This is a genomic window from Picosynechococcus sp. PCC 7002 (assembly GCF_963860125.1).
GTDB lineage: Bacteria > Cyanobacteriota > Cyanobacteriia > Cyanobacteriales > MRBY01 > MRBY01.
Genome location: NZ_CAWLFA010000001.1, coordinates 125,615 through 142,432 on the forward strand (window position 1 = coordinate 125,615; position 16,818 = coordinate 142,432).

The 16,818-nt window shown below is 49.2% G+C and carries 17 protein-coding genes and 1 tRNA gene; 7 read left to right on the plus strand and 11 right to left on the minus strand.

Annotated features, from left to right (window positions below; all coding sequences use genetic code 11):
* Nucleotides 1–33: 33 nt before the first annotated feature.
* Nucleotides 34–1,263, plus strand: coding sequence for a saccharopine dehydrogenase family protein (locus AACQ84_RS00625; RefSeq protein ID WP_012305763.1), 1,230 nt, complete (start codon nt 34–36; stop codon nt 1,261–1,263).
* 105 nt (nt 1,264–1,368) lie between these two features.
* On the opposite strand, the gene AACQ84_RS00630 is transcribed toward AACQ84_RS00625, so the two are convergent.
* The 4 genes from AACQ84_RS00630 to AACQ84_RS00645 form a co-directional block, all read right to left on the minus strand.
* The gene (locus AACQ84_RS00630) at nt 1,369–2,211 is read right to left on the minus strand and encodes a formate/nitrite transporter family protein (protein WP_012305764.1); all 843 of its coding nucleotides are present in this window, start codon (nt 2,209–2,211) and stop codon (nt 1,369–1,371) included.
* Nucleotides 2,212–2,826: 615 nt separating this feature from the next.
* Entirely contained in the window at nt 2,827–3,486 is a 660-nt protein-coding gene (gene trmH, locus AACQ84_RS00635; RefSeq protein ID WP_012305765.1) for a tRNA (guanosine(18)-2'-O)-methyltransferase TrmH, read from the minus strand.
* Between the two features lie 37 nt (nt 3,487–3,523).
* On the minus strand, nt 3,524–3,910 hold the full coding sequence (locus tag AACQ84_RS00640; protein WP_012305766.1) for a GFA family protein: 387 nt from the start codon (nt 3,908–3,910) through the stop codon (nt 3,524–3,526).
* 10 nt (nt 3,911–3,920) lie between these two features.
* The gene (locus AACQ84_RS00645; RefSeq protein WP_012305767.1) at nt 3,921–4,364 is read right to left on the minus strand and encodes an Rrf2 family transcriptional regulator; all 444 of its coding nucleotides are present in this window, start codon (nt 4,362–4,364) and stop codon (nt 3,921–3,923) included.
* A gap of 216 nt (nt 4,365–4,580) precedes the next feature.
* Between AACQ84_RS00645 and AACQ84_RS00650 the strand changes: the two genes are divergently transcribed.
* Nucleotides 4,581–4,967: an AbrB family transcriptional regulator gene (locus tag AACQ84_RS00650; RefSeq protein WP_012305768.1), complete on the plus strand. Its 387-nt coding sequence runs from the start codon at nt 4,581–4,583 to the stop codon at nt 4,965–4,967.
* Nucleotides 4,968–5,038: 71 nt separating this feature from the next.
* Here AACQ84_RS00650 and AACQ84_RS00655 read toward each other — a convergent pair whose 3' ends face one another.
* Genes AACQ84_RS00655 through AACQ84_RS00665 form a run of 3 tightly spaced genes read right to left on the minus strand, consistent with a single transcriptional unit; the run spans nt 5,039 to nt 6,374 of the window.
* Nucleotides 5,039–5,677, minus strand: a complete 639-nt coding sequence (locus AACQ84_RS00655; protein ID WP_012305769.1) for a bifunctional 4-hydroxy-2-oxoglutarate aldolase/2-dehydro-3-deoxy-phosphogluconate aldolase — start codon at nt 5,675–5,677, stop codon at nt 5,039–5,041.
* Complete coding sequence (locus AACQ84_RS00660) at nt 5,674–6,090, minus strand: heavy metal-responsive transcriptional regulator (RefSeq protein ID WP_012305770.1); 417 nt, start codon at nt 6,088–6,090, stop codon at nt 5,674–5,676. The genes AACQ84_RS00655 and AACQ84_RS00660 overlap by 4 nt, the downstream gene beginning before the upstream one ends.
* Nucleotides 6,090–6,374 (minus strand): hypothetical protein, encoded by a 285-nt coding sequence (locus AACQ84_RS00665; protein ID WP_012305771.1) that lies wholly within the window; start codon nt 6,372–6,374, stop codon nt 6,090–6,092. The genes AACQ84_RS00660 and AACQ84_RS00665 overlap by 1 nt, the downstream gene beginning before the upstream one ends.
* A 178-nt stretch (nt 6,375–6,552) precedes the next feature.
* Here AACQ84_RS00665 and AACQ84_RS00670 point away from each other — a divergent pair, with 178 nt between their 5' ends.
* Nucleotides 6,553–7,431, plus strand: coding sequence for a carbohydrate ABC transporter permease (locus AACQ84_RS00670; RefSeq protein WP_012305772.1), 879 nt, complete (start codon nt 6,553–6,555; stop codon nt 7,429–7,431).
* Between the two features lie 6 nt (nt 7,432–7,437).
* Here AACQ84_RS00670 and murJ read toward each other — a convergent pair whose 3' ends face one another.
* Nucleotides 7,438–9,039 carry a murein biosynthesis integral membrane protein MurJ gene (murJ, locus tag AACQ84_RS00675; RefSeq protein WP_012305773.1) on the minus strand — a complete coding sequence of 534 codons (1,602 nt, stop codon included), beginning with the start codon at nt 9,037–9,039 and terminating at the stop codon, nt 7,438–7,440.
* A gap of 221 nt (nt 9,040–9,260) precedes the next feature.
* On the opposite strand from murJ, the gene psbZ reads away from it, so the two are divergent.
* The 4 genes from psbZ (at nt 9,261) to AACQ84_RS00695 (ending at nt 12,828) form a co-directional block, all read left to right on the plus strand.
* Nucleotides 9,261–9,449: a photosystem II reaction center protein PsbZ gene (psbZ, locus tag AACQ84_RS00680; RefSeq protein WP_012305774.1), complete on the plus strand. Its 189-nt coding sequence runs from the start codon at nt 9,261–9,263 to the stop codon at nt 9,447–9,449.
* A gap of 142 nt (nt 9,450–9,591) precedes the next feature.
* Complete coding sequence (gene ribH / locus AACQ84_RS00685; protein ID WP_012305775.1) at nt 9,592–10,068, plus strand: 6,7-dimethyl-8-ribityllumazine synthase; 477 nt, start codon at nt 9,592–9,594, stop codon at nt 10,066–10,068.
* Between the two features lie 99 nt (nt 10,069–10,167).
* Nucleotides 10,168–10,239: transfer RNA gene (locus tag AACQ84_RS00690), tRNA-Gly, on the plus strand.
* A 201-nt stretch (nt 10,240–10,440) separates the two neighbouring features.
* Entirely contained in the window at nt 10,441–12,828 is a 2,388-nt protein-coding gene (locus AACQ84_RS00695) for a transglycosylase domain-containing protein (RefSeq protein ID WP_234991335.1), read from the plus strand.
* On the opposite strand, the gene rppA is transcribed toward AACQ84_RS00695, so the two are convergent.
* The 3 genes from rppA to AACQ84_RS00710 all read right to left on the minus strand — a co-directional run bounded on the left by rppA (nt 12,825) and on the right by AACQ84_RS00710 (nt 16,798).
* Nucleotides 12,825–13,508 carry a two-component system response regulator RppA gene (rppA, locus tag AACQ84_RS00700; protein ID WP_012305777.1) on the minus strand — a complete coding sequence of 228 codons (684 nt, stop codon included), beginning with the start codon at nt 13,506–13,508 and terminating at the stop codon, nt 12,825–12,827. The genes AACQ84_RS00695 and rppA overlap by 4 nt on opposite strands.
* A 205-nt stretch (nt 13,509–13,713) precedes the next feature.
* On the minus strand, nt 13,714–14,127 hold the full coding sequence (locus AACQ84_RS00705; RefSeq protein ID WP_012305778.1) for a DUF4278 domain-containing protein: 414 nt from the start codon (nt 14,125–14,127) through the stop codon (nt 13,714–13,716).
* A 205-nt stretch (nt 14,128–14,332) separates the two neighbouring features.
* Nucleotides 14,333–16,798, minus strand: a complete 2,466-nt coding sequence (locus AACQ84_RS00710; protein WP_012305779.1) for an ATP-dependent Clp protease ATP-binding subunit — start codon at nt 16,796–16,798, stop codon at nt 14,333–14,335.
* Between the last annotated feature and the right edge of the window lie 20 nt (nt 16,799–16,818).

The following is a 16,818-nucleotide window of genomic DNA, read 5'->3' on the forward strand; positions in this document are numbered from 1 at the left end:
TGAAGGGCATCTTTGTCTGGGACACTAGGCTCTATGTCTTCTGAAAAAATGTCGCCATCGTCACCCCCCTATGATCTAATCGTGGTGGGGGCCACTGGTTTTGTGGGCCAAATTATTTGCCGCTATCTTTGTGACCATGCCGAACGTGAATTGTTTACTTGGGCGATCGCCGGCCGTTCAGCCGAAAAATTAGCCCAACTCAAGCACTCTTTGGGCATCCCAGGGGAGACCTTAGCAACCTTTGTCGTTGATGTGTTTGATCAAGGGGCAGTGACGGCCCTCTGCGAGCAAACGAAGGTGATCCTCACAACGGTCGGCCCCTACAGTCTTTATGGAGAAACCTTGCTCCGGGCCTGTGCCACAACGGGAACCGATTATTGCGATCTGACCGGGGAAGTCCAGTGGGTCAAAAAGATGGTGACTAAATATGAGGCGATCGCCCAACAGTCGGGGGCACGGATCGTCCATTGTTGCGGCTTTGATTCGGTGCCGTCTGACCTTGGGGTGTATTTTTTGCAACAGCGGGCTTTAAAACGATTCGGAAAACCCTGTCGCCAAATTAAGATGCGCGTTAAGACAGCCCAGGGAGGCATTTCCGGGGGGACGGCGGCCAGCGGCGTAAATCTGATCAAAGAGGCGATCGCCGACTCAGAGATCAAAACACTATTGGCTAATCCCTATGCCCTCTGTCCCAAAGCTCCCAATCCCCAGCACCCAGCTCCCCTAATCCCGGTACAAATCGACCACATTTTTGGCGAATGGGTGACACCCTTTATCATGGCAGCGGTGAATACGCCTATTGTGCTGCGCTCCAATGCCCTACAAAACTGGGCCTATGGTGAGCAGTTCCAGTACGACGAAGGGCTGCTTACGGGGGTCAGTGTTGGGGGTTGGTTGAAAGCCCAGGGTCTAAGCCTATTACTTAAAATCCTGGGAGGAACTGCGGCGATCGACCCTAGTCTCCTCGAAAAAATTGTCCCGGCCCCCGGCGAAGGGCCTTCCCCCAGCCAACAGCAAGCCGGTTTTTATGATCTACGCTTTTGGGGCATTACTACTTCGGGTGAAGTTCTTATGGCAAAAGTCACTGGCGATCGCGACCCTGGCTATGGTTCCACCGCAAAAATTATCGCCCAAGCAGGACTCTGTTTAGCCAAAGATAATCTATCCCGATCCGGTGGCTTCTGGACGCCAGCCACAGCCATGGGTGAACATCTTATCGATCGCCTCACCGCTTACAGTGGCTTAACCTTCAGCATCCTTTGAGTTGATCTTGGTCCCTCACAATTCAAAACATAGAAAAGGAGCGATCTGAGTCACTCCCTTTATTTCTCTAATTATTTTGGCGATTTGTTGGTCAGCCTAAATTCATTACCGCAACACAGGATTTTTCATGGATTCTTCCATCGCCATTTGAGGAAGTCCTTGGGATTTCGTGTAGTGGGTCGAGTACAGCAGCGCACCGATGAAGATACCACCACCAATAATGTTCCCAATCGTCACAGGTAGGAAATCCCAGAAGACCATATCCATACCAGAGATCGGCGCACCGAGAACCATACCAGTCAAGATAAAGAACATATTGACCACGATGTGCTCCAGGCCGAGGGTGACGAACGCGAAGATCGGGAACCAGCAGCCCATAAATTTACCTGGGACGGACTTACTCACCATGCCCATCATCACAGCCAAACAAACTAGGAAGTTACAGAAAATACCACGGACAATGAAGAGAAAGAAGCCATTGGTGCCCATTTCTTTCACTGCCACGGTCTTGGAGAGGGCGATTTCGATAATTTTTTCACCCACGGGGCTGGGGTCAGCCGTCCCACCATTGGTAAGGGAGAACCCCATCAACAGGGCCACAAACAAACAACCTAAAAAATTACCCAGATAAACCCAAAGCCAATTATTAATAACTCTGCCAAACCTCACTCGTCTCGCCAACATTGCCGATGTCATCAGCGCAAAGTTGCCAGTTACCAGTTCCATCCCAAAGAGCACGATGGAGGCAAATCCCCAAGGGAAGAGAAGTGCTCCGAGGAATGGCAGACCACTTTGTACGGCGACGGTAACAGCGAGGGTGGTGGCAACGCCAAGGGCCAGACCAGAGTAGAAGCCACGGATGAGCAGATCTTTGACGGAAAGACGTGCTTTTGTTTCGCCTGCTTTGATACTGGCATCTACTAGTTCTTTGGGGATTACGTAGTCCATTATTTTCTCCTAATTTAAAACCGATGGGGAAACAAAAGGGTCATTGGTTTTTCTAAAGTCAATGCGCTTTGAGATTAACTTTTAAACCACAGATAAATTGTTCATGAAGAACTTAATTTCACTTTTCCGGAATTTAATTTCAAAAGTTTAGCTCTGGATTTTTGTTCTGCTGTGATATTCAGCCATGAACGTCCCTTGATCTAGGTCAAAGCCAAGTAATACAATGCTTTTGAGGAATTCACCCAAAGAAAGATACTTTTAAATAAAATCAGTCTCCAGTCACAATTAAAGCTCCATTTTCTGACCAACTGCAAAAAATATAGAGGATTCAAATTGTTTAGAAGAAAGTAATCTTCAGTTGGTTTTGCTAAGAAAATAATAATCCTTGGCAAAGTAGAGAACGAGCTACAAAAATCTTTTTAAAAGAGATTTTGCGCGTTTAATAGGTCATAAGTTAAACAAGGAAATCCTGAAAATGTGTAACCAAAGCTACGATTTTTGAGGGCACTTGAGTTCTATGCATGAATTGAATTACGTTTTTACATGAAAAACACCCAGGCAAGAATGATCGCGGCCATGGGTGTGTTGCAATGAGATTATTAGGGCTGACTCGGGTCAGGTTGGAATGATTTGACCTTCTGAATCTAAAGGGGGATAGGGTAATTGGCGATCGCGGTAATGGGCGACAAGTTCAGGGTAGCCCCACTCAAAGACCTTCTGACGGTAGAACTCTGGATCTAGGCGTGGTTGGTCATAAAATCCAGCCTGGAGGCGTTGGCGTTGTGCCTCAAAGAGAATCACCGCTGCGGCCACGGAAACATTGAGGGACTGCACCATCCCTAACATCGGAATGATAATGTGACCATCTACAAGCTCTGCGGCTGTGTCGCTGACCCCCCACCGTTCGGCCCCCATCAAAATTGCCGTGGGTTGCGTATAGTCAATGGTGCGATAATCAACAGCGCGATCGCTTAAATGGGCCGCATAGATTTTAAAGTTTTGCTGGTGGAGCTGATCGATGGCTACGGTAACGTCAGGGTGACGATTTAAATCAACCCATTTCTCACTGCCTTGGGCCACCTGGGAGTAAGTATCGAGGACATCACCATCTGCGACCTGATTCATTGCATGGACAGCCATCACCCCCACCGCATCACAGGTACGAATAATCGCGGAAATATTGTGGGGTTTGTGGACATCCTCCATGAGGACAGTGAGGTCAGGTTGACGACGATCTAAGGTTTGGCAAATGCGTTGATATCTTCTCGACAGCACAATCTTATTTTTTTGCTAACAGCACAGGATCCAGATTTTAGGTGATTTGGGAGAGATTGTCTTCCCAATTTTCCCCATCAAAAAATATAATCTCAAAGACATCTAATAGATTTTCATCTAAACAGCGCAGATTCACATCGATACTATCGGGATGGGAGCGGGGTAGATAAAAAGAATGGACGCCACAATGCCGACAAAAAAGGTGGGTTGCTTGGTGGGTATTAAACTGGTAGGCCGTTAGCAGATCTTGTCCTTGGAGTAAATGGAAATCTGCCTGGGGAACAATGATATGGAGAAATCCTTTTTTGCGGCAAATAGAACAGTTACAGTCAAGGGCTTGAAAGTTTCTCAGGACGACTTGGAAGCGAACACCACCACAATGACAGCCACCACCATAACGTTTCGGTGTAGAAAAATTAGACATTGTAAAAACTTCAAATAACAAAACTTGTGGCTTCTCCCTGGGCTGCTTTCCAACTGCGGGCGTCGTAATACAAATCAGCAAGGGTAATGTTATAAAGGGCTTCTTGGAGTTTTTGGTGGAGCCGCTGCCAGAGACTAAAGGTAACCCAATCTTCGGCTTGGTCGGGGTGGGGTTCATGGTGGGGGAGCGGTTCAATGGTTTCACCGATGGCCTGGAGAATTTGACCTAGGGAAATATCTTCGGGTTTCGATAGTAATTGATATCCCCCTTGGGCACCACGGACTGAACGAAGAATTCCGGCTCGACGCATCTCAATCAACAGCTTCTCAAGGTATGGGGCAGGGAGGTTTTGGCGTTTGGCGATCGCCTTTACGGAGGTGGGGCCATAACCGGGTTGTAAACTAATATCGAGTAAAGCTTTAACGCTGTAATGACCTCTGGTGGTTAGCTTCATGGCTACCTTTTTTGAAAAAATTTTGGCATGTTAGGAAAGAATGCGATTATTTTTGCCAAAAAAAATCGTCTTAACCTCTATTTTAAGAGAGAATAATGTAAGATAAACGTGAGAAACAGCTAATTTAAAAGTTTAAGGTGCGCAGCGAAGTAAAAAAAGAATTCGCAGGCTTCATCCCATAACTCTCATTTATCGTCATTCATTCGTAATAAGTAAATGGCTACAAAGAAAAAGATTGAAACATTGACCGGTGATGCACTGCTCGCAAAAGTTAAGGAGCTTGAAAACCACAGTAAAGAAGAAAAAGCAAGAGCTTGCGGCTATTACACGATCACCAAGAATGGGGTTGAACGTGTCAATATGATGAAGTTCTATAACGCTCTCATCGAAGCAGAAGGGGTGCAGTTAGATAGCAATACAAATGCCCAAGGTCGGGGGGGTCGTGCTGCCACCTATCGTATTAGTGTACAGTCCAATGGGAATCTTTTGATTGGGTCTGCCTACACCAAAAAAATGGGACTCCAGCCCGGTGATGAATTTGAAATTTCTTTAGGTCGCAAACATATTCACCTCAAACAACTGGGTGCCGATGGTGATGATTAAATTTTCCTAGGAATTAATCTGCACAAATCGAGATAGCGATCGCCATGGTGGGGGTCGTTTTTTTGTGAAAATTACCATTGACTGGGGTGATGTTGTTGGAGGCGCTGGCTAAGTTCCGGCCATTCTTGTTTTGCGAGCATCGCGGGGGGAAAGAGATCGCTCGAAAGGCCAACGGCGATCGCCCCGGCTTGGATTAAGTCTGGGCCATTGGTGAGGCTAACGCCCCCAGTGGGAATGAGAGGAATGTGGGGTAGAGGGGCTTGGAGGCAACGGATAAAACTAGCGCCACCAACGGCTTTAATGGGAAATACCTTGACGCCGTCACTACCCCAATGCCAGGCCTGGTAGATTTCGCTTGGGGTTAAGGCGCCTAGCACCATGGGAATATCCTGGTGATGGGCAATCTGGATTAACTCCCGGTCACTGTGGGGGCTGAAAGCGAAGGTAGCACCGCAGGCGATCGCCTCTTTTAAATCTGTGGGCGTGAGGATAGTGCCCGTGCCGATGATTGCCTGGGGAAATTTTTCCCGTAGGGTCGCAATGATGTGGCCAGCTTGGTCACTATTCCAGGTGATTTCAATGAGCTTTAATCCCCCGTTAATCGCGGTTTCAGCCATTTTTATTCCCAGTTGCCAGTCCACAGCCCGAATAACGGCGATCGCCCGGTGTTCTCGGAGTTGTGCAAACCAGCGTTGTTGGAGGGGGGTCATTGCAAATTGGGACAAATGGTCGATGGGGGCTGGGGCTGATCAGAAAAATCTTGCCAACCAGACAGAATACCCTGTAACTCCCCCTTTAGGATCGTCAGGGCAGCCATTTGCTGATTAATTTCTTGGAGTTGCGCTTCTAATAACTCCCTAATTACCCCACAGGGCAGGGTTCCTTGGTCGCGCACTGTCAGGATCTTGCCAATGTCTTCGAGGCTTAAACCGAGGGATTGGGCCCGTTTAATAAATGCCAACCGAGCAAAGACCGCCGCCGAAAAGAGTCGATAACCCTTTGGCGATCGCCCCATCACCGTGCTTAACAAACCCAGATCCGCATAGTAGCGAATCGTTTTTACCGGTAAACCGCTTTGCTGGGCCACTGTCCCAATTTTGAGGCCATAATCTGCCGTTACCATTAGCGTTGTCTTTCGTTCATCAACTGGGGCAGCGGCACATTCACTTCCGTGGGGGGTAAATAACGGCGCGGTAAAACCCGATTGAGATCTCGTTGATCGCGACGAATGCGAGACCAACGAATGGCGATCGCCCCCAATACAAATCCCAAGCCGATGGTAAATAGACCCCAATGCTCATCGACGCCCCCAATCACCACCTCAATTAAACCCATCACAATCAAGAAGCTAGACACTGGCTCCTTACGATATAAACGCTTAACAGTTCGTCGATTGAAACGGGCCATAGAATTTTCCAGGGAAATTTTCCACAGGGGCTGAAAAATAATGAATAACGATCACCTTTAGCTTAACAAATTGGCGCTTCTCCTTGGTTCAGGAGCTGGCCCCAAATCACCGTCTAGGTCAGGCAACCTTGGATTTTTGCCTTAAGATACATTTTGATTCTGCGCCCCAGTATTCCCCATGAAACTTTCAACTAAGTTCCTGACGCCATATCTTTTTCTGTTACCGGCCCTTGCCATTTTGGGCTTAGCGGTCGCCCTCCCAGCTCTCCAAGCGTTTTACCTCAGTTTCACCGAGTACCAATACGACCTGACCCAAACGCCCCGTTGGATCGGCTTTAAAAATTTTGCCCTGCTGCTCCAGGACGATCTATTTTGGAAAACCTTGGGTAATACGGTGTTGTATCTGATTGGGGTCGTACCGATACTAGTGAGTTTTTCCTTAGCCTTGGCCATTTTGGTGAACCAGAGTCTCCGGGGAATTACTTGGTTTCGGGCGGCTTTTTATACCCCAGTGATCGTTTCTCTGGTGGTGGCGGGGATTGCCTGGCGCGCCCTGTATGCCTCCAATGGTTTTTTTAATCAACTTCTGAAGCAAGTCGGTTTAGGGGATGGGATTCCTTGGCTGACGGATCCAAAACTCGCCCTCTGGAGTGTGATGTTGGTTACCATTTGGAAAGGGTTAGGCTATTACATGGTGATCTATCTAGCGGGGTTGCAGGCGATTTCTCCGGAACTGTATGAAGCAGCTTCCCTAGACGGTTCAGACGGTTGGCGCAAACATCTAGACATTACAGTGCCCTTGATGCGTCCTTACATTTTGCTAGTGTCTGTGATTTCGGCGATTTCGGCGACAAAAGTCTTTGAAGAAATTTATGTGATGACCCAGGGGGGGCCGTTAAACGCTTCAAAAACGGTGGTCTATTACCTCTATGAGCAGGCGTTTCAAAATTTAGAGATCAGCTATGCTTGCACCATTGGCCTAGTCTTGTTCCTGGTAATTTTTGTGCTCTCCATTTTTAATCTTTATCTGTCTCGCCAAACCAATCAAGGCTTTTAGCTTCCCTTAACGGCGCTTGAGTTTGCCCTTGATGCGCTGCCAAAAAATTTCGAGTTCTGGCAGTTTCAACAAACTCGCGAGGCCGAAGAAAACGGCTAAAGAAAAGGCGATCGCCACGAATAATTCCAAGCCCTGCACATAGAGGTTTTGGCCGAAACTCAAGGATTCTACCCCCAGCGAAATTCCCCAGCTTACAAATCCAGCGGCGATCGCTGCCCCCGTTAAGCCCAGCAAATTTAAGCCCCATTCTCCCAAGGGCAATCCGCCGAGGCGACGGTTTAAGATCCCAAGCATCATAATGATCGAAAAAACATTGACCCCAATCGTGGCAAAGACCAAACCCGGCGTCTGGAATTGGTTTACCAAAATAAAATCTAAAAACGCGTTCAAAAAAATATTAAAAACACTAATCCGCGACGGCGTGACCCCATCCCCCAAGCCATAGAAAACCCGCACCAGCACATCCCGTCCCAGGTAGAAAAACATCCCCATCCCATAGGCCATCAAGACTGGAGCAACAATGGCCGTCGCTTCCGCCGCAAAGGCATTGTATTCGTAGATAATCCGGATAATCGTCCGCGCCTGGGAGACAAAAATTGCACTCAGGGGCAACATCGAAAGGGCCGTGAGTAACAAACCCTGACGAATGCGAATCTTTAAATCATCCCAATTTTCTGGGGCCGCCAACCGTGAAAACACAGGCAACAACGGTACCAAAATCATGTTGGAAATAATCCCCAGGGGTGTAAGGACGATGAAATTGGCATAGCGCATCGCCGCCGCCGCACTCTCAATGTAGGAGGCAAAATACATATCGGTATAAACATTGATATGCAGCATCCCCGAAGACAAGGTGGCAGGCAACATCACCCGCATCACATCCTTCACCCCTGGAATATTCAGATCCAACCGGGGCCGCAGGGTACCTAAGCCCGATTTCCACTGAGCAAACACCTGGGCGAGCCACTGCCAAACCGCACCAACGAGGGTCGTTCCAGCGAGGACAATACAGCCCAACTGCATATATTCGGGGGCGCTGGCCTGTTCCCCCAAAATCCAGATCAAGCTGCCGACCCCGAGCACCACACTGAGGCTCGAAAATAACGGGCTAATCCCCGGTAGCCAATATTGATCCGAAGCATTTAACACCCCGAAACCAATGCCAATCAGACCCGCAAAGACCGCCAAAGGGGCCATAATCTGCAACTGCAAAATCGCCAACTCCCGCACGGTGCCCTCTAAACCTGGGGCCACCAAGTCAATGAAAAATCCCGCAAAGACCACCAGCAACACGGTGATCAACAGGAGTCCCCCCGTCACTAGGGTAGAAACTGTCTCGACGAGGGGCGCAGCGTCTTCTTGATCCCGCTTCGCCAAGATACTCACCAAGGCACTGTGAAATGGCCCATTGATTCCCCCCAAGAGAATGAGCAAAAAGCCCGGAATGATGTAGGCATAGGCATAGGCATCGACCACTGGCCCCACCCCAAACGCCCGGGCGATCGCCTGCTCTCGCACCAAGCCGAATACCTTACTAATCAGGGTGGCGATCGCCACAACCCCCGCAATACCAGCTAGCGAACGAGACTTTCGAGGAGAATCAGTCACAATCTTTTAGGAATTAAAAAAATACAATAAAAAGCGAAAAGCTTTCCCATTCTCACCGAGAATGCCTTCTTTGAGAATCACTTGCGGCCCCATCTACCAGAGAAGGTCAATTTTCTGGTAGCTTACTATAAACAATGAAAACTTTAGGATTTTCAAAACCCTATTTGGCATCCTAAGCCCATAAACCCCATTTGCTTGCTGTCTTGGGAGAATTTTAAAAAATGACTATTTTATTCCAACTTGCCCTTGCTGCCCTCGTGGCCCTTTCGTTCCTGATGGTAATTGGTGTTCCTGTTGCCTATGCTTCCCCCACCAACTGGGAACAGTCCAAATCCTTGATTTTTGTCGGTTCCATTGCTTGGACTGTTTTGGTCATTGCCGTCGGTGTCCTGAATTTTTTCGTGATCTAACCACGCACATTCCTATGTTTGGCGATCAGGACGGCCCTGATCTCCCCCAAGGTGCAATCTTCTGCGTTGGCAACCTCAACGTGATTGCACCTTAATTTTTTTATTAATTTCCCCCTTTACACCTTTTCTCTACCAATCCATTATGGCTACCTTTGAAGGAACCTATAACGACAACACCCAAGCGCTCAAATTGGCGATCGTCATCGGTCGTTTCAATGACCTGGTAACAAGCAAGCTCCTCGCAGGCTGCCAAGACTGTCTCCGTCGTCATGGAGTCAATACCGATCCAGAAGGAGCGCAAATCGATTACATTTGGGTGCCCGGCTGTTTTGAAATTTCCCTAGTCGCCAAAAAACTGGCCGATTCTGGTAAATACGATGCCATCATTTGTCTTGGGGCGGTGATTCGGGGCGATACTCCCCACTTTGATTACGTTGCGGCTGAAGTTTCCAAGGGAGTTGCGGCGGCGGCGTTCCAAACGGGCGTACCGGTTATTTTTGGCGTCCTGACCACAGATACCATGCAGCAGGCCCTCGAACGGGCCGGGATTAAGAATAACCTCGGTTGGGGCTACGCTCTCAGTGCTTTAGAAATGGCGAGTCTGATGGGAAAGATTTAAGCTTTGGGGCGATCGCCAACGGGATCTCAAAAAAAATCAATGAGACCCTTGACATCTTCGTTTTTTCTTGGCATAGTTGTATACGTGCTCAGCACGCAAGCGGGTATAGCTCAGCGGTAGAGCGTCACCTTGCCAAGGTGAATGTCGCGCGTTCGAATCGCGTTACCCGCTTAACTAAAAAACTAATCAAACAATAAAATAACCTCATCATTGGCCTGGTACAATCGTTGCGATTTGCTATAGACTGTCTGGAATATTCGAGCACATTTGTTAAACTGGCTCCGAATCAAAGACCGCGATGCATCATAATCTATCGCTTAATTCGAGCCATGCTTAGAGGATTTCGGCGTGTTTAATTTTGTCAGAAAGTCAGTGTCTCAACCCCTAGAAGACAACACCAATCAATTGCAGAGTGGGTCACAACCTGGGGCTAGCTCTGACCATGACTTACAAGGTGCTGAAAGGGTAGCCATGGACGGGGGAGAATTACCACAAACCATTACAGATAACGGCGCATCACCCCAAAAGCCACAGCGAAAATCAAAAAGACGACGTTGGCGGCTTTGGCTATTGGCGGGACTTGTGCTTGGGGTTGGCAGCGGCAGTTTTCTCATCTACCGGGGCTGGCAGGAACTAGAGGCACTGGTGCCGGAAAATGTCGATGAAATCTTAATTTATACACGTCCTGGCACCCTTACCATTCAAGCAGCAGATGGCAGTGTCATTGAAGAGGTGGGGCCTGTTTCCCATGACCGGGTCAAAATCTGGGCCGTACCAACGACTTTAACCGAGGCGTTTATTGCCAGTGAAGACCGACGCTTCTATGAGCATTTTGGGGTGGATTTACAGGGGGTCGCACGGGCCGCCTACATGAACTTTCGGGCAGGCAGAGTCGTAGAAGGGGGCAGTAGCATTACGCAGCAGGTGGCGCGTATTGTCTTTTTGAACCAGGAAATGACCCTAGCGCGTAAGGTCAAGGAAATGCGCTTGGCGACGAAATTAGAAGAACAGTTCTCCAAGGAGCAGATCCTAGAAAGTTATCTAAATTTAGTTTATCTAGGCTCCGGGGCCTATGGTGTCTCGGATGCGGCTTGGGTTTATTTTGGTAAAAATTTAGAAGAACTGACCCTAGGGGAAACGGCGATGATTGCGGGTTTAGCGCCAGCCCCCAGTTTATATTCACCGTTTGTTAATCTCCAGGCGGCGACAGTACGGCGGGATCAGGTGCTAGAGCGGATGTGGGAAGAGGGTTATATTTCCCAGACCGAGTATGAAACGGCGATCGCCACCCCCATTGAAACGAATCGGCAAACGCCCCAACGTTTACTGCGCAAATACCCCTATTTTGCTGATTATGTGAAGGCAGAACTGAAACGGTACCTTTCCCCAGAGCAGTTGGAAACGGGCAGTTTTGTCATTGAAACGACCTTAAATCCTCAATGGCAGGAGTGGTCAGAGGCGGTTGTAGCGGAAGGAATTACGAACTACGGGCGTTATCAACGCTTTGAACAGGCGGCGATGGTGAGCATCGATCCCCGCAGTGGCCAGATTAAAACGATGGTTGGGGGTTTAGATTTTGAAAATAATCAATATAACCGCGTCACCCAAGCCCAACGGCAACCTGGTTCAACCTTCAAAATGTTTGTCTATGCAGCGGCGATTGCCTCTGGGATGTCTCCCAATGCAACCTACGTTGACCAAGAATTTGCCATTGATGGCTACCGTCCGAAGAACTATTCCGGTACCGTCAGCAATCAAGCTGTTTCCCTCACAGAAGCCCTGACAAAATCGATCAATACCATCGCCTTGAGTGTGATGCTTGATGTGGGTTGGGACCCGATCATTAATCTCGCCCACCGCATGGGCGTTGAATCAGAGATGAAGCCCACCTATTCCCTAGCTCTGGGGGCCTGGGAAGTAAATTTACTAGAGCTAACCGCCGCCTATGGCACCCTCGCAAATGGTGGCGCTTATCAGCCTGTGTATGGCATTAGTCGAATCCTTGATCGCAATGGCAAGGTCGTTTACCAAGCGAACCGCAAACCGATCCAAGCTATCGATTCTGATAGTGCCGCCATCATGACTTACATGCTGCGCAATGTCGTGAGTAGCGGTACCGGCAGCCAAGCGAATATTGGTCGTCCAGTGGCCGGGAAAACAGGCACCTCCGATCAGGCGCGAGACCTGTGGTTTATTGGTTACATCCCCCAAATGGTAACAGGGGTTTGGCTCGGCAATGACGATAATAAACCCACCTGGGGAGCCAGTAGTACAGCGGCGCGCCTTTGGGGTGATGCAATGCGTCAAATTGCGGCGGCCATGACGGTGGAAGATTTTCCCAAATTACCAAATTTGAATAATCGCGTCGGTTCTATTGCCGCAGAACCAATCCAAGGAGGCGCGAAAAAAACGCAGGTCGTTGCCACAGATACAGAAGAAAAAACCAGCACCACAAATTCAGAAGCACAAGAGACCACGGAAGCATCCTCTGATGAGCGCCCAACCTCAGAGGCAGCGGCGACAACACCGACGAACAATGATAATAAAGCTGTGGTCGACAATGAAATTAAACCCCCAGCACCGGCCTTTGACTTCACTGATCCGGCGGATACTGTGCCTCCCCTTGCCCCCTTACCGAGTAATAATCGACCTGCATCCATCGCAACGCCACCGAGTCCGCCGGCGGCCCCAAGACCAGCTCCTACGAATGTTGATGTGCCGGCTCCCCCTGTTATTCAGAAGAAGGAAACAGCTCCCTAGGTATTCTGCTCGCCAAAGTAATATCCTTTTCCGTAAATGGTGTGGATTAGAGGGCGATCGCCTTTTGCTTCTACCTTGCGTCGTAGCAAGCGTACCAGAGCCGCCAGCACATTACTGCTAGGAGATTCATCGCCATCTTGCCAGAGGTGTTGATAAATTTGCTCGTGGGTCAGAAGTTGAGCCGGGTGCTCCATAAAATAGCTCAGGAGTTGCAACTCCCGATCCGAGAGGCGGATAGCCCGGCCAGCACGGTAGGCCATTTGGTTGGCCACATCTAATTCGAGATCGGCAATTCTTAAACGATTAGGTGGTTCTCCCCCTGGCGATCGCCTTAATAACGCCCGCACCCGGGCCAGCAGTTCCCGCAACTCAAAGGGCTTGACTAAATAATCATCGGCACCAGCATCCAGACCAGAAACCCGGTCGTCCACCGTATCCTTGGCCGTTAAAAATAAAATAGGCGTTGTGCGGCCTAGCGATCGCACCCGTTGGCAGATTTCAACCCCCGAATATTGCGGCAACATCCAATCCAAAATCAGTAGATCATACTCTTGATCACAGGCCAGTTCTAACCCCTGCTGGCCAGTTTCTGCCAATGCTACGGTATGCCCTTCCCGTTGGAGCACTTGGCTCAGGGCGCCCCGTAATTCCCGTTCATCGTCTACCAACAAAATGCGCATGGTTACTTCCAAAACACCTTGATTCCCATTATTCCCGAAGAAGGAAACCTGACCCAAGGCGATCACCGACCATTTTCCCAATAAAAAAGGAAGCAGCTTCCATCCACTTCCAACTAATATTCATTATTCTTACTGTTATAACTACTGGGGAGATTTACCTTGTTCTATCACCAGAGTCAGAAAGAGTTTAAATCAAAATCACACCTTAAACCGAGGATAAAGCATTAGACTCCTGTTGCAGCAGGGTAATCAGTTGTTCGTCCCCCTGGGCTTGGGCCGTGCGGATCCGCCGTTCTAAGCTGCGACGCATATTTTCCAGGTGCACACGCCGGGCGTCTTGACCCATTAATTTAGAGAGCTGTGGGACTCGTACCGGACAAGCTGCAGCGGCCGCTTCCTGTTGCTGTTGGGCCGTCGCTTTAACCACAGGTTGCTGAATCGCGTAGGTGCCACCCCGATAGTGGAGGAGTACTGACTCAACATCCGGACGATCAACTGTTTGCGTTACACAGTGTCGCCGCACCGTTTGTCCACGATAACGACCTAAGATATCCCCTTCTGTCACTTCTAAGGTTGCGGGAAGAGAATCATAGGAAACACCACGATATGTCAATTTCATAGAGATTTCCTCACTGTGCCTCAAAACTTTTTCTGTAACTATTGTTACATTAATCCCTAGATTTTCTCGAAAAAATCAGAAAAACTTAAGGATTCTACTTAGATTGCGTATAACCAAACCACAAAAAAGGAGCCCGAAAGCTCCTCTTAGCATCTTAGGTTTTAATTAACGTTAGGGTTATCGACAGGCTAGAGATTGGTCACAGTTAACCAGGTTGCTTGGCTAATTCCAAAGGTTTTGCCGCTTTACTGACGGCCACTTTACCTTCTTCATTGATGTCGACGATCGCCGTATCACCAGAACCAACGCGGCCAGAAAGAATTTCCTCAGCAAGGACATCCTCTAACAGGCGCATAATCGCGCGACGTAACGGACGGGCACCATAGGATGGGTTGTAGCCTTCTTCCACGAGTCGCTCCTTAAACTTGTCGGTAACTTGCAGCTCAATTTCCTGCTCAGTCAGGCGCTTGAAGACGTCCTTAAGGAGGATTTCGGAGATTTCTTTAACCTCTTCTTTGTTAAGTTGACGGAAGACAATAATCTCATCGAGACGGTTGAGGAATTCAGGTCTGAAGTATTGCTTGAGTTCTTCGTTGACTAGGGAACGGATCCGGTTGTACTGGGATTCTGCCGCATCTTCGCCAAATTCGAAGCCGAGGCCACCGCCACCTTTCTCAATGACCTTAGAGCCAATGTTGGAGGTCAGGATAATCAAGGTGTTCTTGAAGTCCACGGTGCGCCCCTTCGCGTCGGTCAAGCGTCCATCTTCAAGGATTTGCAGCAGCATGTTGAAGATGTCGGGGTGGGCTTTCTCGATTTCGTCAAAGAGAATAACGGTGTAAGGACGACGACGGACGGCTTCGGTTAACTGACCCCCTTCGTTATAACCGACGTATCCGGGAGGGGAACCAATCAGTTTAGAAACAGTGTGCCGTTCCATGAATTCAGACATGTCGAGGCGAATCATCGCATCTTCAGAACCGAAGAAGTAGGCAGCTAAAGCCTTGGTTAATTCGGTTTTACCAACCCCAGTGGGGCCAGAGAAGACAAAGCTGGCGATGGGACGGTTGGGGTTTTTCAAGCCAACACGGGCCCGACGAATGGCGCGAGATACAGCTTTAACGGCATCTTCCTGACCAATGAGACGCTGGTGCAGGGTGTCTTCCATGTTGAGAAGCTTGGTGGATTCGCTCTCGGTAAGTTTGTTGAGGGGAACCCCTGTCCAAGAGGCGACGATGTGGGCGATTTCTTCAGCATCAACCACGGCATCGATGTCACTATTTTTCTCTTTTTGGCTGGCGGCGATCGCCCGAATTTCGGTTTTGATTTCCATTTCGCGATCGCGCAATTCACCCGCTTTATCGAAGTCTTGGGAGCGCACCGCTTCATCCTTCTGCTTTAGGACATCGCGCAATTCTTTATCGAGTTCCTTCGCTTCGGGGGGCAGTTGGGAATTGATCAACCGAACACGGGAACCCGCTTCATCGATTAAGTCAATGGCTTTGTCGGGCAAGAAGCGATCGCTGATGTAACGGTCGGCTAATTTTGCCGCTGCATCGAGGGCTTCATCCAAAATTTTCAGCTTGTGGTGCTGTTCATAGCGTTCCCGCAGACCAAAGAGAATCTCAATAGTTTCTTCGACTGAGGGTTCACCGACCATGACGGGCTGGAAACGCCGCTCAAGGGCCGCATCCCGCTCGATGTGTTTGCGATATTCATCAAGGGTGGTGGCACCGATACATTGCAGTTCACCACGGGCGAGGGCAGGCTTGAGGATATTGGCGGCATCGATCGCCCCTTCCGCAGCACCCGCACCGATTAGGGTATGGACTTCGTCAATCACCAGGATCACATTCCCGGCTTGGCGAATTTCGTCCATGATTTTTTTGAGGCGTTCTTCAAATTCACCCCGGTATTTCGTGCCCGCAACCAGCAAACCAATGTCGAGGGTGACAACGCGCTTTTCTTCGAGGATGTCAGGTACATCCCCATTGGAAATTCTTTGGGCAAGACCTTCGGCGATCGCCGTTTTCCCGACCCCTGGTTCGCCAATCAGTACCGGATTATTTTTCGTGCGGCGCCCGAGGATTTGAATCACCCGTTCAATTTCATTTTGACGACCAACGACGGGATCAAGTTTGCCATCTTTTGCCAGTTGGGTCAGATTTGAGCCAAATTCATCTAGGGTCGGTGTCTTATTACTCCGGGAAGAACCGCCACCCGCTGCGACTTCTGCGGTCTCACCGAGCATCCGGATTACTTGGGTACGCACCTTGGAGAGGTCAACCCCTAAATTTTCGAGGACTCTGGCAGCAACTCCTTCCCCTTCACGGATTAAGCCTAGTAACAAATGCTCCGTACCAATATAGTTATGACCTAATTGGCGAGCTTCTTCGAGGGAGAGTTCTAAAACTCGTTTTGCCCTGGGCGTGAACGGAATTTCAACGGCCACAAAGCCAGAACCCCGTCCAATAATTTTCTCTACCTCAATGCGGGCATCCTTGAGATTAACCCCCATAGACCGGAGTACCTTAGCGGCAACGCCAGTCCCCTCACCAATGAGACCGAGGAGGATTTGCTCCGTACCAACGAAGTTATGACCAAGGCGACGCGCTTCCTCTTGGGCGAGCATAATCACCTTAATAGCTTTTTCTGTGAAGCGTTCAAACATGACCTGTTTTTTACCTGCTG